This window comes from Mycobacterium shunyiense, assembly GCF_058270035.1.
Map to the genome: position 1 here is coordinate 273,997 of NZ_JBZDPT010000004.1, position 20,019 is coordinate 294,015.

A 20,019-nucleotide genomic window follows, 5' to 3' on the forward strand; every position below is an offset into this window, starting at 1 on the left:
TCAGCCCTCTCAGACGCGCTCGATGATGGTGGCCACGCCCATGCCGCCGCCGATACACAGCGTGATCAGGGCACGCCGAGCGCCACGACGCTCGAGCTCGTCGACCATGGTTCCGGTGATCATGGCGCCGGTGGCGCCCAGCGGGTGGCCCATCGCGATGGCGCCACCGTTGACGTTGAGCTTCTCGTCGGGGATGTTGAGGTCCTTCTGGAACTTCAGCACCACGGAGGCGAAGGCCTCGTTGAGCTCGAACAGATCGATGTCATCGACGGTCAGGCCGGCGCGGTCCAGCACCTTCTTGGTGGCCGGGGTGGGGCCGGTGAGCATGATGACCGGGTCGGCGCCGCTGGTGGCGGTTGCCACGATGCGGGCGCGCGGGGTCAGGCCCTGGCTCTGGCCGGCCTTCTCGCTACCGATGAGCAGCAGGCCGGCACCGTCGACGATGCCCGAGCTGTTGCCACCGGTGTGGACGTGGTTGATCTTCTCGACGTAGTGGTACTTCTGCAGCGCCACGTCGTCGAAGCCGCCCATCGCGCCGATGCCGTCGAACGCGGTCTTCAGCTTGCCCAGGCTCTCCACGGTCGAACCGGGACGCATGTGCTCGTCGTTGTCGAGGACGACGAGGCCGTTCTGATCCTTGACCGGCACGACCGACTTGGCGAAGTAGCCGCCGGACCACGCCGCCGCGGCGCGCTCCTGCGAGCGGGCTGCGTAAGCGTCGACATCCTCGCGGGAGAAGCCCTCGATGGTGGCGATCAGGTCGGCACCGATGCCCTGCGGGACGAAGCCGATGCGGTAGTTGGTCTCCGGGTCAGACGCCCAGGCGCCGCCGTCGGAGCCCATCGGCACGCGGCTCATCGACTCGACACCACCGGCCAGCACCAGGTCGTCCCACCCGGAACGGACCTTCTGTGCGGCCAGGTTGACGGCCTCAAGGCCCGACGCGCAGAAGCGGTTGAGCTGGAAACCACCGGTGGTCTCGGGCAGCTTGGCCACCAGACCGGCGGTGCGGGCGATGTCGCCACCCTGATCGCCGACCGGGGACACCACGCCCAGGATGACGTCGCTGATCAGCGTCTCGTCCAGGTCGGGGTACCGCGCGCGGATCTCCTGGATCAGGCCGACAACCAGGTTGACCGGCTTGATCTCGTTGAGTGCGCCGCCGCGCTGCTTGCCACGGGGCGTACGGATCGCCTCGTAGATGAAGGCTTCTTCGGACATGTCTGCTCCCCTGCCGTATCGGCGTCCAGGTTCAGGTTGGGTTGTGGAACCGCCCCATTACGGGTGCAGTCCTCTGAACGGCAGCGTAGCAGCCTCGCCCAACCCGTTGGTTGGGCCTGTGCTCAGCATCTCTTTGACCGGTCGTCGACCCGACTCGTCGCGGACTCCTCGCGGTCTGTCCGCGGACTCGTCGCGGATTTCCACACCAGGGCTGTGCATCCCGCGCCGCAACGACCCTGACGTAGAAAACGACGCACACCTCAGGCGGAGCGCGGCTCCTCGATCTCGATCAGACGAGCGGCCTCGACGCGGTTTTCGACCTGAGGGTTGTGCACTACGCGGCGCAACGACCCTGACGTAGAAAACGGGCGTGAAGCGCCGCCACACGAGGCCGCACCCCGCGCCTCCCCGCGCCGTTTTCGACACCAGGGCTGCACACCACGCGACGCAGCGACCCAGGCGTAGAAAACGACGCACACCTCAGGACGCACACCTCAAGACGCACAGCTCAAAGCGCACACCTCAGGCGGAGCGGGGCTCCTCGATCGCCATCAGCGACGGGTAGTCGGTGTAACCGATCGGACCGGGGGCGTAGAAGGTCGACACGTCGGGTTCGTTGAGCTCGGCGCCGAGGATCAGCCGGTCGATCAGGTCCGGGTTGGCGAGGAATGCCCGACCCACCGCGGCCGCGCTGATCGCGCCCCACTCCGCATAGCCCTCCAGCGCAGCGAAGTCCGTGCCGGTGGCACGGCCGGTATTGAGGACGAATGTCCCGGACCACAGGGCTCGGATGGCGCCGAAGGTGCGGGTGCCCGGATCGATGAGCACGTGCAGGTAGGCCAAGCCCAGCGGCGCGATCCGCTCCAGCAGTGCCTCGTAGGTGCTGACGGGGTCGTTCTCGTGCATGTCGCCGGCGGTGTTCCCGGGCGAGATCCGCAGCCCGACCCGGCCCGCGCCGATCTCGTCGACGACAGCCTCGACCACCTCGGCGGTCAGCCGGGCCCGGTTCTCGGGGGAACCGCCATAGGCATCGGTGCGCTGGTTGACCACATCGGAGGCGAACTCGTGCAGCAGATAGCCGTTGGCGCCGTGGATCTCCACACCGTCCATGCCGGCGTCGATCGCCCGGCGTGCGGCGGCCCGGAACTGCTCGACGATCGCGGGGATCTCAGCGGTTTCGAGGGCGCGCGGGGTCTGCAGCGGCTTCTTGCCGGTGGGGGTGTGGGTGACCATGTCGGCGGCGATCGCCGAGGGCGCGACGGGTTCGAACCCGCTGATGTCGGGGTGAGCCATCCGGCCGACGTGCCACAACTGGACGAACATCTTGCCGCCGGCGGCGTGCACCGAATCGGCGATCTCGGCCCAGCCGTGCTGGTGGCGGTCGGTGTAGATGCCCGGGGTGTTCATGTAGGCGCCGTTGGCGGTCTCGGCGATGGCGGTGGCCTCGCTGATGATCACGCCTGCTCCGGCACGCTGCGTGTAGTACTGCGCGGCCAGCGGCGACGGGGTGCCGTCGGCATCGGCGCGCGAACGCGTCAGCGGTGCCATGAACAGACGGTTGGTGGCGACGGTGTCGCCGACCTGGATCGGCTGAAGCAGTGCGGCGTCGGCGTTCAGTTTGTAGCTCACGCCGGTCTAAAGCGCCGTGGGCGCGGCAATCATTCCCGCATTAGCCTCATGCAACATGACTGTCACACGGCTGCAGCCCTTCGCCGTCACCATCTTCGCGGAGATGTCTGCACTGGCCGGCCGACTGGGCGCGGTCAATCTGGGCCAGGGTTTCCCGGACGAGGACGGCCCGGCCGAGATGCTCAAAGTGGCGCAGAACGCCATCGCCGAAGGCCACAACCAGTACCCGCCCGGCCTCGGCATCCCCGAGTTGCGCCAGGCCATCGCGGCACAGCGAAAACGGCACTACGGGATCGACTACGACCCCGACACCGAGGTGCTGGTGACCGTCGGTGCCACCGAGGCCATCGCCGCATCCGTCCTCGGCCTGGTCGAACCGGGCTCCGAAGTGTTGGTGATCGAGCCGTTCTACGACTCCTACTCCCCCGTGATCGCCATGGCCGGATGTGTACGGAAGGCCGTGCCGCTGACGGCCGATGGTGCCGGGTTCGCGATCGACACCGAGGGCCTGCGCCGCGCCATCACGCCCAACACCCGGGCACTGATCCTCAACTCGCCGCACAATCCGACCGGCGCCGTGGCCTCCGACGCCGAGCTGCGCGCCATCGCTGCGCTGGCCATCGAACATGACCTGCTGGTGATCACCGACGAGGTCTACGAGCAGTTGGTGTTCGGCGTCGCGCACCTTCCCCTGGCCGCCTACCCCGGTATGGCCGCGCGCACCGTGACCATTTCCAGCGCGGCCAAGATGTTCAACGTGACCGGCTGGAAGATCGGCTGGGCCTGCGGGCCGGCCGAATTGATCGCCGGGGTGCGTGCCGCCAAGCAGTACCTGAGCTATGTGGGCGGCGGGCCGTTCCAGCCCGCGGTGGCCCACGCGCTCAATCACGAGGACGCGTGGGTGGCCGGCCTGCGGGAGTCGTTCCAGGCCAAGCGGGATCGACTGGGCAACGCACTGGCCGACATCGGGTTCGAGGTGCACGACAGTCACGGCACCTACTTCCTGTGCGCGGACCCACGGCCACTGGGCTATGCGGACAGCGCGCAGTTCTGCGCCGAACTGCCACACAAGACCGGGGTGGCAGCCATCCCGATGTCAGCCTTCTGCGACGCCGAGGCTCCGCACGCCGATCTGTGGAATCACTTGGTGCGCTTTGCTTTCTGCAAGCGCGACGAGACCATGGAAGAGGCGATCCGCCGACTCGAGGCGTTGCGGGTCTAGCGTTCGTCGCTCAGCTTGATGGCGCGCTCCCGGGCTGTCATCGCTCCCCAGATGCCGTACGGCTCTGGAGCGGAGAGGGCATGCGAGCGACACCGGTCCAGCACCGGACAGGCCCGGCAGATCGAGCTTTGGCCGCGTCCTCGCGCCTGCGCAGCGGACGGCCCCGAAGCTCCTCCGGGAAGAACACCTCCGCCGGATGGTCCCGGCAGAGGCCGTGCAACTGCCAGCTCCACGCATCGAATGCGGGTGGCGGCAGGTTGCGGGGTGAGCGGTAGAACGGCATCGCCGGACGGCTGACAGGGGTATCTCGGATCGCCTGTCGCGCAACGAATTCCAGCGGCGGCTGCCTGTCGAACAGCGTGCGGGACAAGGCGTTCACCCCTTTGGACGAAGTGGCGTGTGGCCTGCCATGCTGCCAGCCCGCCCGAAGGCGGCCGGTTGTCATCCTGTAAAGAATCGACCGCAGATCGCGACACTTTGCTGCGCCATTCCGGCACGCCGTGGACGATCGAGTGGTACGCCCATCTTCAACGGGGACGTCCGCGAATCGAGTAGTCCGATACTCGCGCGCAACGTTCCCAAATTTGCCACCATCGTAAAGACACTGGTGGGAGGCCTGATGAACGTCGGATCGACGGTGGGGCGCGCGATGGGGATCGCGGCGCTTGGGTTATCGGCAGTGCTGGCGGTGGCCTGTGGCGGACAACAGGACCACACAGACCCGACGACGACGCACACCCCGACGACCGGGACGGTCCCGCTGCCTACGACGACCATCACGACAACGACGACCGCGTACTCGGACCCGACGACGACCTCGGGCGTGGGGTTCACGCACCCGACGACGACCCCGCCAACGACCACGACGCTTGCCCCCACCACCACGACCACCACGACGCTTCCGACGACGACCATCACCACCACCACATCGCCGGCGACACCGCCATCGTGAGCGACGAGACAAGGTCGCTCACCCAGTCCGCCGAACGGTGGCTGAGCCTGGCCGCCCTGATCGTGGCACCGACATCGCTGATCACCGGGCTGTGCTACTTCTACGGTCTGCTGTTCATCCACGACCGACTGCACTACTTCGGCGTCGACCCGTCGACCCTGGGATACACGTCGGCCGACTACGCCGTCACCACCATCAGGGTGTTCTTCTTCGCCGCCTTTCGCGTGCTCGTCGTGATGGCCGTGCTGGTGGCTCTGACCGTGGGTGTTCGGCGTTGGGCAGCTTCAGAACGTCGAATTCCGTTACTCCGCACCATCGCATGGCTGTCAGCGGCCGCAGGTGCGGCGGGGTTGATCGTTGCCGTCGTCTGGCTGACGTCGGAGTACAGCATGATCAACTGGGTCATCAAAGGCGCTCCCCCGATCTATATGGCGGGACTGATCGTGGCGGGCATCGCGCTGCTCGTCGCCGGTTATTCGGTGCTGGCCCTCACCGGCGGCGTCGGCAGCCTGGGGCGGCTGCCGAAGATCGCCGAGCGGACGATGCTCGTGCTCGCAGTGATCACCACGGTCGCGGCCCTGTTCTGGGTCACGAAGATCTACGCATCCGATCAGGGCAAGCGCGACGGAGCCTTCGCCGCAGGCGTGCTGTGGGCCGCCGACGGTGAATACACCGCAGTGCAGCTGGACACCACCGAGGTACTGGGCATTCCGGGCTCGCTCGTCAAGAAATCGACTCTGCCCGCGGAGGGCCCGCCCGCGGCCCCGGTCTATCGCTACCAGTGCCTGCGTGTCCTGGAAGCGCACGGCGGACGTTATGTGCTGGTGCCCGCCCGGTGGTCGCGCGAGAATGGCTACGTCATCACGGTGACACCCGATGCGTCACACCGCATCACGGGTGTCGTGAACTCCACACAGGTGGCAAAAGGCGGAACCGTCGACCCGTACTGGCAGTGCCCGGAGGTGGTGCGGGTCTTCCAGCCCTCCGACCTCGAACCCATCCTGCTGAGCGCGGAGACCACCCAGACACTGTCGGGCGCGGGTCGCCTGAGCGTCACCGGCCCCGACACGATCACGCCCGACCGTGACAACACGGCCACACCCGACGAGTGTGTGCCTGAAGACTTTCTGGCGAAAACACCGATTGTGCGCGAACGTGCCTTCACCGGCGACGGCCCGTGGGTACGTGAACGCGCCATGATGTTCGACAACCCTGCCCAGGCAGAGGAGTTCATGGCCGGCGCCCTGGACCGCTGGAACGCTTGCGCAGGCATGACCGCCGCGTTGAACCGCTACGGCGAGGCGCAGCCCCGGACTCTCGGAACTCTCGGAGTACAGGAACGCATTCTGTCCATGCCTGATTCGGCGTCGTCGACCGCGAACCCGGACTGCACCCAAGCCCTGGCTGCCAAGTCCAACATCGTCGTTGCCGTCGATGTGTGTGGCACCGGAGATCCAGCACGCGCCGTGGCCATCGCCTACGACATACGCGAACGGATTCCCACCAACTAGGGCAGGGTGGCAGCCACCGCCCAGATCGCGGCGAGATCTTCCGGCTCGGTCCGGATCGGGCTGAGCGCCACGTCGGTGGCCCCGGCGTCGAGGTAGCGCTGCAACTGCGCGCGCACCTGTTCGGTCGTCCCGACCGCGGCGAGTTCAGAAACGCTGGAAACCTGTTCTCGGGCAATCACTTTCTGATACGAAGGGATGGCCTCATAGAATGCTAGCCGTTCCGCAGCGGCAGCGCGGGCACTGTCGGCATCATCGCTGACCAGTACCGGAACCATCGCCACCACACGCGGTTGCGGACGGCCGACCGCGGCAGCAGCGGCCGAGATCGTCGGCACGATGAAGTCCCCCACCGTGCGCGGCCCGGCGAGGTACGGCAGTGTCCCGTCAGCCAGCTCACCGGTCACTCGCAGAGCTTTCGGCCCCATCGCGGCGACGTACACCGGGACCGGGGCACCACCGGGCACATGCACGGGCCACTCGGGGCTGGCGGTGAACTCCGTGCCGTGGAAGTCGACCGCTCCGTCGTGCAGGATCGCGTGTAGCACCTGGAGGTGCTCCCGCAACCGGCCGACCGGATCCGGCCACACCGTGCCGAATGCCCGGTGCTCGGGCGCATGCGAGCCCAGGCCGAGACCCAGCGTGAAGTTCCCGTGCGTGCCGGCCTGCGCGGTCTGCGCGGCTGACGCCACCACCAGTGGGTGACGGGGATTGAGCGGCACCACCGAGGTGCCGACGCCGAGACCGGGCACCGCGGACCCGATCAACGCGGCCAGGGTGATGGCGTCGATGTCGAACTGCTGGGCCACCCAGATCTGGCGGACCCCGGCGGCGTACGCGGTACGGGCCTGTGTGATCGCGGCATCGACGACATTGGGGGCGGACGGGTTGAGGGTGAGGACGACTCCGGTCGGCATACCAGGCACCAACCGCCACGACGGTCGGCGCTATTCCGTTGTGATCACGATGCGCCTGACTCTGGAAAGTTCCGAGTTCAGCTGGCGCGAAAATTACCGGCGCCGTGAATTATTCATGACACGCCGCTGCAACCGCTCGATGGCGACATCGAGGACGAGCGTGCGTGCGCGCTTGATGAGGAACTCCGGGATCGGCATCGCGAGGTCGACGATGACGTCGAACCGCACCCGCGTCCTGTCCACCTCAGGCGTCAGGTTGTATTCGACGTGCTGACCGCGTTGTTGCAGGTTCGGCTGGGCATCCCACACCATCCAGTGGTCGCCCCAGTGAAACTCAAGCAGCTCTTTGTCTGTGATGCCCAGCAACCGCATCGTCGCCTTGACGTGGTGGGGCCTGCCGTCGGGATAGCGGTCGAGCACCTTCACGCGACGGTGCAGCGCAGACCAGGACGGCAGCGCGTCGACATCGGCGAGCACCTCCATGATCGCCTCCGGCGAGGCATCGAAGACGGCCTCGCGTGATGCCTGTACGGCCACGTCCACAAATCTAGCGAAGTGTGCCGCCTAATGCTGCGGTTCTCCGCATTGAATACTGCCGACAATCAGTTGGCTTGCCGCGCAACGATCACCGGCGCCGTGGATGAATGCACCACCGCGGAACTGACCGAGCCGAGCAGCATCCCGGCGAACCCGCCCCGGCCACGGTTACCGACCACCACGAGTTGCGCGGTCTCGGCCTGAGCCAAGAGCTGGCGGCCCGGCTCGTCAGGCATGACGACCCGGCGGACGGCCACATCGGGATACCGCTCGCACCAGCCGGCCAGCTGCTCCGCCAAGATGCGCTCAGCTTCGGCGCTCAGGTCTTCCCACCTGATGGCGGGAAACTCGAAGTTCAGGTCGGTCCAGGTGTGCAGAACCACGAGCTCCACACCGCGGCGCGACGCCTCGTCGAAGGCGATCTCGGTAGCGAGCTCCGATGCGGGTGACCCGTCGACCCCGACCACCACGGGCGCCGTCGGCGGGCGTTCGCTGTGGGGGATCACCGCCATCGGACCGTGGGCATGGAGCGCCAGACTCGAGCTCACCGATCCGAGCAACCGGCGTCCCCATTTACTCAGGCCACGAGAACCCACGACCACCAGATCGGCCCGCCGCGAGTATTCGATCAGTGTCGCAACCGCATGCCCCGGAACAGCTTTGGTGACGACGCGAAGCGGATGCGCCCCCGCAGCCTCCACGGCGATCCGTTGGGCACCATCGAGGACCTCTTGCCCCAACTGATCCTGGTAGTCCCAATAGTCCTGGGGCAGAGCCACATCCAACCAGATCGGCGACATGGCACCCGGCAGTGCGTGCACGAGCGTGAGCTCTACTCCCCGCAACGCCGCATCCTGGGCAGCCCAGGCCACTGCGTGGTCCGATGCCGGCGACCCGTCAACCCCGACGACGATGCCGTACCGCTCGTGCTCACTCATGCGAATCTCCTTGTGCCCGACAGATCATCACTGGTACCGGGCTGTGGTGCAGCAGGTTCAGGCTCGTCGAGCCCAGCAGCACACCGGCCAGCGCGTTGCGGCCACGTGACCCGACCACCACGAGCCCGGAATCGTCGACATGCTTCAGCAGTGCCTTGCCGGGTGAGTCCGGCTCGATGAAGCACTTGGCGGTGACGGCGGGGTGGCGTTTGTCGTGGGCGTCGACGGTCTCGGTCAGGGCCGCCAGTTCGGCGGACTCCACGCCATCCCAGTCGATCAGCAGTGGGATGGTGACACCGGTCTCGGCCGGAGCGGTCAGCGACAACGACCGCACGGCCGTGAGCGGCAGTCCGAACCGCTCCGCGAACTCGAACGCTGTTTCCAGTGCAGCCTGGGCCGCGGGACTGTCGTCGACCCCGACGACGACCGGGCCGTCCCCCGGGGCGACCCGGTCGCCGCGGAAGGCGACCACCGGACATGCGGCCCGGGTCGCCACGGACAGCGCCGTCGACCCGATCAACAGGGCTGCCGCTGGGGTCACCGTCTTACCGCCGAGGACCACCAGGCGTGCCTCCCGGCTGGCCTCGATCAGTACCTGATCGGCGGGTTCGTTGAACGAGACCGTCGACACCGACAGGTCGGGGTGATCGGCGCGTACGGCCTCGTCCGCAGCCTTGAGGAACGCCTCGGCCATGTCGCGCTGATACGACATCATCGCCGCGGTCAGGGCGGCCGCGGTCTGGGTCAGATTGCGGCCGATGGACGGTAGGGCGTGCACGATGCGCAGGGGCGCGCCGAACCGGGCGGCGACGGCGCCGGCCCAGCGGGCCGCGTCGAGTGCGCCGTCGCTGCCGTTGATTCCGACTACTACTGGTGCGTCCGAGGAAGTCACACCCTCATCGTGGCCGCTTCTGAGCCCGATCGCCAGGGCACAAAGACCTCAGGTGTCGGTCAGGTCCAGCCGATGTCGGCGATGTCGGTGCTCGACTGCGGCGGACGGCCGGGCGTTGCGGGAGGAGTCCGGGAGAACCGCGGGGCGGGGGCCGCCTGAGCGACACCGTCCACGGTGACCAGTGTCGACCGCGCCTGCAGGTGCTCGCCCTCGGCAGCCTCACCCCAGGTGAGCACGGGTGTCACGCACGCATCGGTACCGGCGAAGATCTTGGTCCACTCGTCGCGGGTCTTGGTGGCGAACCGCTCGGTGAAGATGGCCCGCATCTCGTCGTACCGGGCCAGTTCGAACTGTCCGGGGATCTCGGCGGAGTCCAGACCGAGACCGGCCACCAGCTGAGCGAAGAACTGCGGCTCGATCGAACCGACGGCCATGTAGCCACCATCGGACGTCTCGTAGGTGCGGTAGTACGGGGCGCCGCCGTCGAGCAGGAACGACTCGCGTTCGTCGCGCAGCGAGCCGGTGGCCCGCATGGTCCACATCATCTGCGCCAGCATGCTGACGCCATCGACCATCGCGGCGTCGATGACCTGCCCTTTGCCGGACTTCTCCCGCTCATACAGCGCGGTGACGATGCCGATCAGCACCAGCATCGAGCCGCCACCGAAATCGGCGACCAGGTTGAGCGGGGCCACCGGCGGGCGGTCGCGGTAGCCGATCGCGCTCAGCGCACCGGTCTGCGACAGGTAGTTGATGTCGTGGCCCGCCGTGGTGGCCAGCGGCCCCTCCTGACCCCAGCCGGTGATCCGGGCGAAGATCAGCCGCGGATTGACGGCCTCGCACTCGGCCGGACCGATGCCGAGACGTTCACAGGTGCCCGGACGGAAACAGTCCAGCAGCACATCGGCTTTGGCGACCAGATCCAACAGCTTGCCGGGCTCGGCCTTGACGTCAAGGTCCACGATGCGCTTGCCGCGGTGCATCAGGTCGACGTTCTCGGCAGGCATGGTCAGGCCACCGGGACGGCGCACCCGCACCACGTCGGCACCCAGGTCGGCGAGCATCATCGCGGCGTGCGGCCCGGGGCCGATGCCCCCGAGTTCGATAACTCGCACTCCGGCGAGCGGTCCCGTGTTGGTCATGCGAGGCACACTAAGGCATGAGCGAAAACGGCTACACCGTCGGCGACTACCTGCTCGACCGGCTCGCCGAACTCGGTGTGACCGAGGTTTTCGGCGTTCCCGGCGATTACCAGCTGGAGTTCCTCGACCACATCCTCGCCCACCCGACGCTCCGCTGGGTGGGTGGCGCCAACGAGCTCAACGCCGGCTATGCCGCCGACGGCTACGGCAGGCTGCGCGGCATGGCCGCGCTGGTCACCACATTCGGGGTCGGTGAGCTGTCGGCGGCGAATGCGATCGCGGGCAGTTATGCCGAACATGTGCCGGTGGTGCACATCGTCGGTGCGCCGTCCAAGGATTCCCAGGCGGCGCGTCGGATCGTGCACCACACCCTGGGCGACGGGGACTTCGATCACTTCCTACGGATCAGTCGCGAGATCACCTGCGCCCAGGCCAATCTGGTACCGGCGACCGCGACGCGCGAGATCGACCGGGTGCTATCGGAGGTACGCGAGCAGAAGCGGCCCGGCTACCTGTTGATCGCGACGGATGTGGCCCGGTTCCCCACCGAACCTCCCGTCGCACCGTTGCCCCGCTACACCGGCGGCACCAGTCCGCGGGCCCTGTCGATGTTCACCGCCACGGCCGCGGAGTTGATCGGCGATCATCCGCTGACCGTGCTCGCCGATTTCCTGGTGCACCGCCTGGACTGCGTCGACGAACTCAGCGCGCTGCTGTCGGCCGATACGGTCGGTCACGCCACCCTGATGTGGGGCAAGAGTCTGGTCGACGAGAGCTCACCCAATTATCTCGGCATCTATGCCGGTGCGGCCAGCGAAGATTCGGTGCGCGAGGCGATCGAAGACGCTCCGGTGCTGGTGACCGCGGGCGTGTTGTTCACCGACATGGTCAGCGGCTTCTTCAGCCAACGCATCGACCCGGCCCGCACCATCGACATCGGCGCCAACCAGAGCGTGGTGGCCGGGCAGGTCTACGCCCCGCTCGACATGTCGGCCGCGCTCGAGGCCGTCACGGCGATCCTCACCGAGCGCGGCATCACCTCACCCGCGCTGCCCCCGCTCCCCGTCCGAACGCACACCGACCCACCCGGGCGCGATGCCGCGTTGACACAGGAAGCCTTGTGGGACCGCCTTTCTGAGGCTCTCACGCCCGGCAATGTGGTGCTCGCCGATCAGGGCACCTCGTTCTACGGCATGGCCGGACACCGGTTGGCGTCGGGTGTGACGTTCATCGGCCAACCACTGTGGGGCTCGATCGGCTACACCCTGCCCGCCGCGCTCGGGGCCGGGGTGGCCGACCGGGACCGCCGCACCGTGCTGCTCATCGGTGACGGCGCCGCCCAGCTGACCATCCAGGAGTTGGGCGCCTTCGGCCGTGAGGGCCTGACCCCGGTCGTCGTGGTGGTCAACAACGACGGCTACACCGTGGAACGCGCAATCCACGGTGTCACAGCCGAATACAACGACATCACCGGTTGGCGCTGGACGGAGCTGCCCGCCGCGCTCGGCGTCCCCGATGCGCTCACCTTCCGGGTCAGCACCTACGGCGAACTCGACGATGCGTTGACCGCCGCGGCGGCCACCCCGGACCGGATGGTGTTTCTCGAGGTGATGCTGGGCCGGATGGACATCCCACCACTGTTGACCGAATTGGCGCAGTCCGCCTCGGACGCCAACTCGAGTTAGTCCTGCTAGCCCTTCTTGACCTTGAGTACTTGTTTGCGCAGGCCCTCGGTGGCGGTCTCCACGCCGCCCTTCATGGTCCGCTTGAGGATGAAGCCCGGCAGCGGCACCGACAGGTCGATGGAGATGTCGAACCGCACCTTGGTCTTGTCACCATCGGGAGTCAGGGTGTAGCTGGCGTCCTGGGCCTTGAGCTGGCCTGCGCGCACCAGCGTCCAGCTGACTTTGTTCTCGCTCCAGGTGTATTCGATGACCTGCTCGTCGGTCAGCCCGGCGGCTTTGACCGTCATCTTCACCTGCTTGGGCCGACCATCGTCGTAGGACTCGAGGATCTCGGCACGCTGATATTGCGGCGACCAGCTCGGCGTCGCCTCGACATCGGCAACGACGTCGAGGATCTCCTGGGGCGTCGCCTCGATCATTACTTCACGGGAATCGCTGGTTGCCATGCGGCGAGATTACCCGGGGCTACGCTCAGCGATATGACTAATCCGGTCGATCCGACCGCTCGCCCCAGCGGACCCGGATGTGCGGAGTGCACCGCCGATGGAGGCTGGTGGGTCCATCTGCGACGCTGCGCGGCGTGCGGCCATATCGGGTGCTGCGATGATTCGCTGGCCCGTCATGCCTCGGCGCACTGGCGTGAAAGCGGGCACCCCATCATCCGCTCGTTCGAGCCGGGCGAGGACTGGTTCTGGAACTTCGAGACCAACCAGTACTACGACGGGCCCGAGCTCGCGCAGCCGCAGCATCATCCGACGGACCAGCCGGTGCCGGGCCCCAAGGGTCGGGTACCCAAGGACTGGGCCGAACAGCTGCGCAATCGCTAGCCGGCCAGCACCGCCATGGCCGCGTTGTAACCGGGGATGAAGGTGATGCCAGGGCCGCCGTGGCACCCGGCGCTGGCCAGATACAGACCATCGATCGGAATCGGCTGACCGACATACCCTTTGGGCCCGGGGCGATTGGGTCCCATCTGCTCCGGATGGATCAGGCCGTGGCAGTAGTCGCCACCCGGCGCGCCGAACATGGTGCCCATGTGGCGAGGTGTGAACGTGGTGTGCCGAATGATCCGCCGCTCGAAATCCGGTGCCAGCCGGGTGATCTTCTCGATGACCCGCCGCCCCATCTCATCCTTGAGTTCGCCGTAACCGGATGCCGACTCCTCGACCGGGAACCACAGCGCGAACGCCGAGGCGGCATGCTTGCCCGCCGGGGCCAGCGTCGGATCGTGGGCCGACGGGATCTGGAAGGCGATGGCAGGATCGACGGGCACGATCCCGCGACGGGCGTCCTGCCACTGCTGCTGCAGTTCCTCCGGGGTGCTGAAAAGGCCGATGGCAGCCTGCATTTCAGGGTCGTTGAGCATCTCGTACGGAGCGTCGAAGGTGGGGGCTCCGTCGAGGGCGAAATGCATCTGCAGATAGCTGCCACGATGGTCGATCCGGGTGAACCGCTCGCGCACCTCGGCCGGCAGCGTCTCGGGGTCGATCAGCTGGGTCACCGTGGTGTCCGGGGCGATCGCGGACACCACGACGGGCGCGGTGACCGTCGTACCGTCGGCCAGTCGCACGCCGGTGATCCGCCCGTCGTCGACCGATATCCGGTCGACGCTGCTGCGCAACCGCAGCTCACCCCCGGCGGCGATCAGCAGGGCGTGCAGATGTTCGGTCAGAGCACCGATTCCGCCGGCCAGCTTCTTCATCAGCACGGCGTTCTCGTCAGGCACCGCCAGGCCGTAGGCCAGCGCGGCCGCGCTGCCCGGCGTCTCCGGCCCGCGATAGGTGGTGTTGACCGCGAGAAATGCCAGCATGCCGCGTAGCGCCCCGTGCTTGTCCTTGTCCGGCAGGTAACGGTCCAGGACGTCGCTGACCGACCCGAACAGCAGGTCATCGATGGCTGCCCGCTCGGATTCTGTTGCCGCGCAGGCGTACATCTCATCGAGCGTGCGAGGCGGGCGACCCGCGTCGAACCGGCCCAGCGCCCGGGTGGGTGCCAGGCTCCAGCCCATCAGGCCCGCCATGCCGGCCACCGCGTCGGCGCCGTGAACCTCACCGAGGTGACCCAGCATCTTCATCGGGTCGGCGTAGTAGACCACCGGCGGGTCGCCGATTCCACGCAGTGACACCGACATGACCTCCAGGTCCACGGTCGGCAAGGCGTCCAGCCCCAACTCGGCGCTGACCACGGCCGAGGTCGGGAACTGCAGCGACCCGGCGATCTCGAAGCGGTAGCCGTCGAAAAGCTCCACGGTCGAGGCCATCCCGCCGGCATACCGCTTGGCCTCCAGACACAGGGTGCGCATTCCGGCCCGCGCCAACAGAGCTGCCGCGGCCAACCCGTTGTGCCCGGCGCCGATCACGATCGCGTCGTAGTCCGCCATCGCTTGAGGCTGGCACCGATCCGGATGTTTTGTCAATAATGACAAAACATTGGACGAAGCGGCACCGAGCTCGGACTCAATCCAGCCCGGAGCGCAACGCTTCCAGCGCGGTCCGGCACATCCGCGCCAGTTCGGGCAGCGATCGCTCCCCCGCCTCGTTGCCCACCATCCACAACTCCATGGCGCCGAACACCGAGGCCGCAACGCATCGGGCCGTCACCACGATCCGCAGCCGGTCATCGCCCTGCGGGACCTGGCCCCGACGGGCAACGAGCAGTTCGGCGACCGCGTCGGCGAAGTCCGATTCGACCTGGCGAATGTGGCGCACGATCCGGTCGGGGTCGAGTTCCACTGCGCGCATGCTGGCGATTTTCGTCACCGCGTCGACGTCGTAGGGGAACGCCAGGATGGCCGACTGCACCGAATCGAGGACCGATTCCGACGCGGGGCGTTCGGCCAGCGCAGCGCGAAACCAGTGCAGACCGGCATCGTAGTCCGCGAACAGCAGGTCGTGTTTGGACGTGAAATGCCGGTAGAACGTGCGCAGGGAGACCCCGGCGTCCGCGGCGATCTGTTCGGCCGAGGTGTCTTCGACCCCTTGGGCGAGAAATCGCACCAACGCGGCCTGCCGCAGCGCCTCGCGCGTGCGCTCACTGCGCGCGGTCTGCGCGGGCCTGGCCATGGCAGTGAAATTACCGTATCGCCGAGCCGTACCCGGACGACTCGAAATGTCAATATTGACAAAACTTCGGATCGCGAGTGTGCTCACGCCATGGTGTCGCTCATCGTTCATGCAATTCTGGGCGCGGCCGTCGTCGCGCTCGTCATCCGGCTGAACCCTGGGATCTTCGCCCGCCCGCCCGGGCCGGCGCTGTCCCGCGTCGAACTGGCCTTCTACGTCGTCGGCCTCGCATCGATCCCGATCTGCTGGTACTTCAACATGCGGTTCGTCGCGCAGTACGCCGTACCCGGCGGCAACCCGATCTGGGGGCCCGGAAGTTGGGCCGAGTTCATCGCTCTCGGCTACACCAACCCCGCCGCCGGCTCCGCCAGCGCCGACTACACGATCGCGAATGTCATTCTGCTGCCGCTGTTTACGATCATCGATGGGCTACGACGCGGCATCCGCCATCCCTGGCTGTTCTTTGTCGCGAGCCTGTTCACCAGCTTCGCGTTCGCGTTCGCCTTCTACTTCGCCACCATCGAACGGCAGCGCCGCCACCAGCAGGCCGAGGTCACCGTCAGCTGAGCGGGGTCAACATCGCGGTGCAGGCCTGCACCGCGTCCTCGATGATCTCGCCCACCTCGCCGCCGCTCTCGACGGTCATCGCGGTGAGCTCACGCAACCCGCCGATCATCATGATCGTGCGGCGCCGAGAGATCGACACCCCGGCCGCTCGGAACGCCTCAGAGCTGGTCATCACCTGCACCATCGCGACGAAGTTCTCCATCGACTCGCGTTGCAGCGTCCGCGCCGCGGTCCCCATGGTCGGCAGATCGCGAATCCAGGCCAGCATCAACTCTGGGTGGGCCTGATACGAGCCGATCCACGCCTCGACCGCCTGGCGGACCTGAGCCTGCCACGGCGCATCACGATCGACCACCCGGGCGATCTCCCGCACATGCTTGGTGTTGACCGTCGTCAACAGCGCAACGAAACACTCCTCACGGCTGGCGAAGTGCTCATAGAACGTGCGGCGCGACGTCTTGGCCCGCCGCACGATGTCGGCGACCGTGGTGTTCTGATAGCCGTCCTCGACGACCGACTGAATCATGGCATCGAGCAGCCGCGACCGGAACGCGCTCTTGTCGGCCTCAACCGACGTCGTAGGACTGTTCATCTCGGGCTGCCATGGTAGTGCCGGTCAACGACGCACGGTGGGGCTATGGCCGACGCTGGACCGCGCCCCCGGACTGGCGGACGGTGGCCGGTTCTGCCGGAAGCTCAGACAGACCCCGAGATTGCCGCCCACACACGGCACCCCGTTGACCGTCGGAACGGGCCCCCCGGAACGGTTGCCGGTCGGATCCAACGCGGCCGGTTCAGCGGCGGCAGGCGGTGCGAGCACCACCACCAGCGCGACGACGGCCAAGACGATCCGACCCATTCCGGCAGCGTAACCCCGCAGGTCAGCCGATCGGCGTTATCGGGCTCAGGACGTCGCGCACGAACTGCGCGATGTTCACCGACGGGTTTCCGTCCGGGAAGCTCACGGTGGCCAGCACAGTGCCGCCGGCGTCCGCGAAGTTCTGATCCGCGCGGCCCTGATGAGTCGAAGAGGTCACCACGATGATCCCGGTGGCCCCGGCCTTCTTGGCCAGCGGCACCGAGAACTGTGCGTTCTGCACGGTGCTGTTGGCCTTGTCCTCGACGATGATCCGGTTGGCCGGGAAACCCAGCATGAGAAGCAGATTGCGCATCTGCGCCGCCTCGGTCTGACCGTTCTGCGGGTTGCCGCCGGTGACGATGACAGGCGACTGCGGGAACGACTGCGCGATCGCCAGCCCCGTGAGCACACGGTGATACAGGATCGCGCGCATCGACCCGTCCGGCTTCAGCCCGTAGCCCAGGATGACGATGGCGGGCTTGGTGAAGTCCTTGCCGGCCACCGGCGGGACTGCCTGGGCGACGGGCGCGCTCAGCCCGCCGAGCACCACCGTCACGGCCAGGACAGTCGCCGCCAACCCTCGGCGCACAGGTTCACCCCCGAAAATTTTGCGACACGCGTGATTATCGATGCCTCTGAGGGCGATGTTACAGATAAGATCCGTGAGGCGCAGTGTGCCTACTGTGACTTTCCGGGTGTTCCGGCACGTCCGCGCCCGAAATCACGGGCTTCGGAACACCCGCTGACGCAACGGATTTTCCTCATTCAACGGCCAATGAGCCCTCACCAACTCCTGTCCCCCGCCGTGCACGCTGGCTGGTTCAGCCGGGCCGTGCGCCACAGCGATCCGACTGAAAGTTGTGACCGGTAACGGGCACAACCCCGGCACGGTGGTCTGAACCGAACACCAGGAGGTGACTGTGATGTCGATCCACGAAGTGCTTGATTTTTACGCGTCAGCCCCGACCGCAGAGGCGAAATGGTATTTGGCCGCACTGGTCGCAGCGGCGGTCTTCGCGGTGCTCTGGCGGACCGCCACTGCCCCACGGCGACCCGCAAGCCAAGATCCGATCAGCCCGACCGAGCTCGCACTGCTGCGATCGGAGGTCGCCCCGGTGGTCGCTGCCCTGGCCGGACTTCGCGCCAGTGGACGGATCACCGGCGACGGACGAGTGGACCGCGCAGTGTCCGCCGGCCCGGAGCACGACCGGTTCACCGAACAGACTCTGGCCCGGGTCGCCGCCGATCCAGGGCACACCGTGCCGGGCCTGTTCACCGATTCCCAGGCCGACCTGGCCGCGCTGGAAGAACAGCTGGCCGAACGTGGCCTGCTCCGCAGCCGGTCCGAGCGAACCCGGATGCGGTGGGGCGCGGCACCGTCGTTTCTCGTGCTGGCGATCGGCATCGCCTACTGCGTGTACCTGGCGACCCACGTCGACAACAATGCGAGCTACGTGGTGCCAATGGTGGTATCAATCCTGGCGACCGTTCTCTACACCGCGGTGGTCCTGCCTCGCCTGCTCACCGTCGACCGGCTGACGCGAGCGGGCCGGCAACGCCTCGCCGCCGAGCAGGGGCGCCTGGCCTACCTCAACCCGGCCGAGCGCCCGGCGTACGAAACGTATGGGCCGGCAGCGGTGGCCCTTTCGGTGGCATTGTTCGGCACCGCAGCGCTGTGGGCGGTGGACTCCGACTACTCCAGTTCCGTGCAACTGGCCGGGGACTCCTCCGGCGGCGGCGCTGACGGTGGCGGCTGTGGCGCCTCCTGCGGCGGCGACGGCGGCGGCGGTGGTTGTGGAAGCGGATGTGGTGGGTGCGGCGGCTGCGGAGGGTGCGGCGGATGACCACCGCGACCCGCACCGTGCCCGCGCTGGGCGACGTGGGGCTGGGGTGGCGCCGCGAGATCGCCGGGCTGCTGGCCGACCTCACGCCGGGCTTCTGTGAGGTGATCGCCGAGACGGTGCCGATACGGCGCCGTCGGGCCCGGCCCGATCCGATGCTCGCCGGGCTCGCGGCCGCCGGGGTTCCGGTGATCCCACACGGGGTCGCGCTGTCCCTGGGCGGTGCGGAACCGGTGCAGGCGGCCCGAATCCGTCGATTGGCGGCCTGCGCGGAGGCATTGGGATCCCCATTGGTCAGCGAGCACATCGCCTTCGTGCGGGCCGGCGGGATCGAGGCGGGGCACCTACTGCCGGTGCCCCGCACCCGCGAGGCACTGGATACATTGGTGCACAACATCACCCGTACCTCCGCGCAGCTGCCCGTACCACTGGCGGTGGAGAACATCGCCTCCTTCGTGGAGTGGCCGGAATCGGACCTCAGCGAGTCGGAATTCCTCACCGAGCTGGTGGAACGCACCGACGTGCTACTGGTGCTCGACGTGGCGAATGTCTATGCCAATGCCCGGAATCGGGGCCTCGACCCGCAACGCGAGCTCGCCCGGCTCCCTGTCGAGCGGGTCGCCTACAGCCACGTCGCAGGTGGCCGGCAGGGTGACGACTTCTATCACGACACCCACACCGATCGGACGCCACCGGAGGTGCTGGACCTGGTCACCGCGTTGCGTGAGCGGGTGGACACCCCGTTCATGCTCGAGCGTGACGGGCGGTACCCGCCGGCGGCGGAGCTGTTCGACGAACTGGACGAGATCGCCACGGCCGCGGGAGCCGCGTCGATCACCTCCCGCGCACGAAAGGTGTGGGCATGAGCGAAAGCCTGGCTCGGCGGCAGGAAGCCCTCGTCCGGGCTTTGGTGGCCGACGGTCCGGTGCCGCCCGGTTTCGATCCGGCGGCCGTGGCCGCGGCAGGCGAGGTGTGTCGTCACAAACGCGACGCGCACTCGGGTGCCGCCCCTCGTCAGCGCCGGTGGTGGTCCGTGTGGCGCTGAAA

At 67.5% G+C, this 20,019-nt stretch carries 23 protein-coding genes; 9 read left to right on the forward strand and 14 right to left on the reverse strand.

All coding sequences use genetic code 11. From position 1 onward, the window contains the following. Nucleotides 1-9 precede the first annotated feature (9 nt). Entirely contained in the window at nt 10-1,221 is a 1,212-nt protein-coding gene (locus tag AC4ELS_RS05285) for an acetyl-CoA C-acetyltransferase (protein ID WP_064884899.1), read from the reverse strand. Between the two features lie 522 nt (nt 1,222-1,743). Next, nucleotides 1,744-2,850, reverse strand: a complete 1,107-nt coding sequence (locus tag AC4ELS_RS05290; RefSeq protein ID WP_499046226.1) for an alkene reductase — start codon at nt 2,848-2,850, stop codon at nt 1,744-1,746. A gap of 55 nt (nt 2,851-2,905) precedes the next feature. Between AC4ELS_RS05290 and AC4ELS_RS05295 the strand changes: the two genes are divergently transcribed. Further along, nucleotides 2,906-4,072, forward strand: a complete 1,167-nt coding sequence (locus AC4ELS_RS05295; protein WP_499046228.1) for a pyridoxal phosphate-dependent aminotransferase — start codon at nt 2,906-2,908, stop codon at nt 4,070-4,072. Here AC4ELS_RS05295 and AC4ELS_RS05300 read toward each other — a convergent pair. Then, nucleotides 4,069-4,569, reverse strand: coding sequence for a WhiB family transcriptional regulator (locus tag AC4ELS_RS05300; protein WP_499046230.1), 501 nt, complete (start codon nt 4,567-4,569; stop codon nt 4,069-4,071). The genes AC4ELS_RS05295 and AC4ELS_RS05300 overlap by 4 nt on opposite strands. A 122-nt stretch (nt 4,570-4,691) precedes the next feature. On the opposite strand from AC4ELS_RS05300, the gene AC4ELS_RS05305 reads away from it, so the two are divergent. Further along, nucleotides 4,692-5,024 carry a hypothetical protein gene (locus tag AC4ELS_RS05305; RefSeq protein ID WP_498888797.1) on the forward strand — a complete coding sequence of 111 codons (333 nt, stop codon included), beginning with the start codon at nt 4,692-4,694 and terminating at the stop codon, nt 5,022-5,024. Next, nucleotides 5,021-6,535: a sensor domain-containing protein gene (locus AC4ELS_RS05310; RefSeq protein WP_498888795.1), complete on the forward strand. Its 1,515-nt coding sequence runs from the start codon at nt 5,021-5,023 to the stop codon at nt 6,533-6,535. Before AC4ELS_RS05305 ends, AC4ELS_RS05310 begins: the two co-directional genes overlap by 4 nt. Here the strand turns inward: AC4ELS_RS05310 and AC4ELS_RS05315 are convergent. From AC4ELS_RS05315 to AC4ELS_RS05335, 5 genes are all read right to left on the reverse strand, one after another. Then, on the reverse strand, nt 6,532-7,449 hold the full coding sequence (locus AC4ELS_RS05315) for an LLM class F420-dependent oxidoreductase (protein WP_499046232.1): 918 nt from the start codon (nt 7,447-7,449) through the stop codon (nt 6,532-6,534). The two genes, AC4ELS_RS05310 and AC4ELS_RS05315, sit on opposite strands and share 4 nt — an antisense overlap. A 93-nt stretch (nt 7,450-7,542) precedes the next feature. Then, complete coding sequence (locus tag AC4ELS_RS05320; protein ID WP_064884944.1) at nt 7,543-7,986, reverse strand: SRPBCC family protein; 444 nt, start codon at nt 7,984-7,986, stop codon at nt 7,543-7,545. A gap of 65 nt (nt 7,987-8,051) precedes the next feature. After that, on the reverse strand, nt 8,052-8,924 hold the full coding sequence (locus tag AC4ELS_RS05325) for a universal stress protein (protein WP_064884889.1): 873 nt from the start codon (nt 8,922-8,924) through the stop codon (nt 8,052-8,054). Further along, on the reverse strand, nt 8,917-9,816 hold the full coding sequence (locus AC4ELS_RS05330; protein WP_448448288.1) for a universal stress protein: 900 nt from the start codon (nt 9,814-9,816) through the stop codon (nt 8,917-8,919). Before AC4ELS_RS05330 ends, AC4ELS_RS05325 begins: the two co-directional genes overlap by 8 nt. A gap of 59 nt (nt 9,817-9,875) precedes the next feature. Beyond that, nucleotides 9,876-10,958, reverse strand: a complete 1,083-nt coding sequence (locus AC4ELS_RS05335) for a CaiB/BaiF CoA transferase family protein (protein WP_499046236.1) — start codon at nt 10,956-10,958, stop codon at nt 9,876-9,878. 17 nt (nt 10,959-10,975) lie between these two features. On the opposite strand from AC4ELS_RS05335, the gene AC4ELS_RS05340 reads away from it, so the two are divergent. Beyond that, nucleotides 10,976-12,643: an alpha-keto acid decarboxylase family protein gene (locus AC4ELS_RS05340; protein WP_498888790.1), complete on the forward strand. Its 1,668-nt coding sequence runs from the start codon at nt 10,976-10,978 to the stop codon at nt 12,641-12,643. A gap of 5 nt (nt 12,644-12,648) precedes the next feature. Here AC4ELS_RS05340 and AC4ELS_RS05345 read toward each other — a convergent pair whose 3' ends face one another. Continuing rightward, nucleotides 12,649-13,089 carry an SRPBCC family protein gene (locus AC4ELS_RS05345; protein WP_499046238.1) on the reverse strand — a complete coding sequence of 147 codons (441 nt, stop codon included), beginning with the start codon at nt 13,087-13,089 and terminating at the stop codon, nt 12,649-12,651. 33 nt (nt 13,090-13,122) lie between these two features. Between AC4ELS_RS05345 and AC4ELS_RS05350 the strand changes: the two genes are divergently transcribed. Continuing rightward, the gene (locus AC4ELS_RS05350) at nt 13,123-13,470 is read left to right on the forward strand and encodes a UBP-type zinc finger domain-containing protein (protein WP_064884879.1); all 348 of its coding nucleotides are present in this window, start codon (nt 13,123-13,125) and stop codon (nt 13,468-13,470) included. On the opposite strand, the gene AC4ELS_RS05355 is transcribed toward AC4ELS_RS05350, so the two are convergent. Further along, nucleotides 13,467-15,023: a phytoene desaturase family protein gene (locus tag AC4ELS_RS05355; RefSeq protein WP_498888787.1), complete on the reverse strand. Its 1,557-nt coding sequence runs from the start codon at nt 15,021-15,023 to the stop codon at nt 13,467-13,469. The two genes, AC4ELS_RS05350 and AC4ELS_RS05355, sit on opposite strands and share 4 nt — an antisense overlap. A gap of 76 nt (nt 15,024-15,099) precedes the next feature. Continuing rightward, on the reverse strand, nt 15,100-15,705 hold the full coding sequence (locus AC4ELS_RS05360; RefSeq protein ID WP_064884875.1) for a TetR/AcrR family transcriptional regulator: 606 nt from the start codon (nt 15,703-15,705) through the stop codon (nt 15,100-15,102). Between the two features lie 90 nt (nt 15,706-15,795). Between AC4ELS_RS05360 and AC4ELS_RS05365 the strand changes: the two genes are divergently transcribed. Continuing rightward, complete coding sequence (locus AC4ELS_RS05365; protein WP_448448286.1) at nt 15,796-16,272, forward strand: DUF2834 domain-containing protein; 477 nt, start codon at nt 15,796-15,798, stop codon at nt 16,270-16,272. Here the strand turns inward: AC4ELS_RS05365 and AC4ELS_RS05370 are convergent. The 3 genes from AC4ELS_RS05370 to AC4ELS_RS05380 are packed head-to-tail and all read right to left on the reverse strand — an operon-like array spanning nt 16,265 to nt 17,720. Beyond that, nucleotides 16,265-16,864, reverse strand: a complete 600-nt coding sequence (locus AC4ELS_RS05370; protein WP_064884871.1) for a TetR/AcrR family transcriptional regulator — start codon at nt 16,862-16,864, stop codon at nt 16,265-16,267. The genes AC4ELS_RS05365 and AC4ELS_RS05370 overlap by 8 nt on opposite strands. Nucleotides 16,865-16,888: 24 nt before the next feature. Then, nucleotides 16,889-17,131: a hypothetical protein gene (locus AC4ELS_RS05375; RefSeq protein WP_448448285.1), complete on the reverse strand. Its 243-nt coding sequence runs from the start codon at nt 17,129-17,131 to the stop codon at nt 16,889-16,891. A gap of 22 nt (nt 17,132-17,153) precedes the next feature. Then, a complete protein-coding gene (locus tag AC4ELS_RS05380; RefSeq protein ID WP_064958914.1) occupies nt 17,154-17,720 on the reverse strand; it encodes a YdcF family protein in 567 nt (188 codons plus the stop codon). 334 nt (nt 17,721-18,054) lie between these two features. Here AC4ELS_RS05380 and AC4ELS_RS05385 point away from each other — a divergent pair, with 334 nt between their 5' ends. From AC4ELS_RS05385 to AC4ELS_RS05395, 3 genes are read left to right on the forward strand one after another with little or no spacing between them, the layout of a single operon-like run. Next, entirely contained in the window at nt 18,055-18,975 is a 921-nt protein-coding gene (locus AC4ELS_RS05385; protein ID WP_448448284.1) for a TIGR04222 domain-containing membrane protein, read from the forward strand. Beyond that, entirely contained in the window at nt 18,972-19,838 is an 867-nt protein-coding gene (locus AC4ELS_RS05390; RefSeq protein WP_499046244.1) for an MbnB/TglH/ChrH family RiPP precursor modification enzyme, read from the forward strand. Before AC4ELS_RS05385 ends, AC4ELS_RS05390 begins: the two co-directional genes overlap by 4 nt. Next, nucleotides 19,835-20,017 (forward strand): SCO6045 C-terminal-like domain-containing protein, encoded by a 183-nt coding sequence (locus tag AC4ELS_RS05395; protein ID WP_448448282.1) that lies wholly within the window; start codon nt 19,835-19,837, stop codon nt 20,015-20,017. Before AC4ELS_RS05390 ends, AC4ELS_RS05395 begins: the two co-directional genes overlap by 4 nt. The last annotated feature ends 2 nt before the right edge of the window (nt 20,018-20,019 follow it).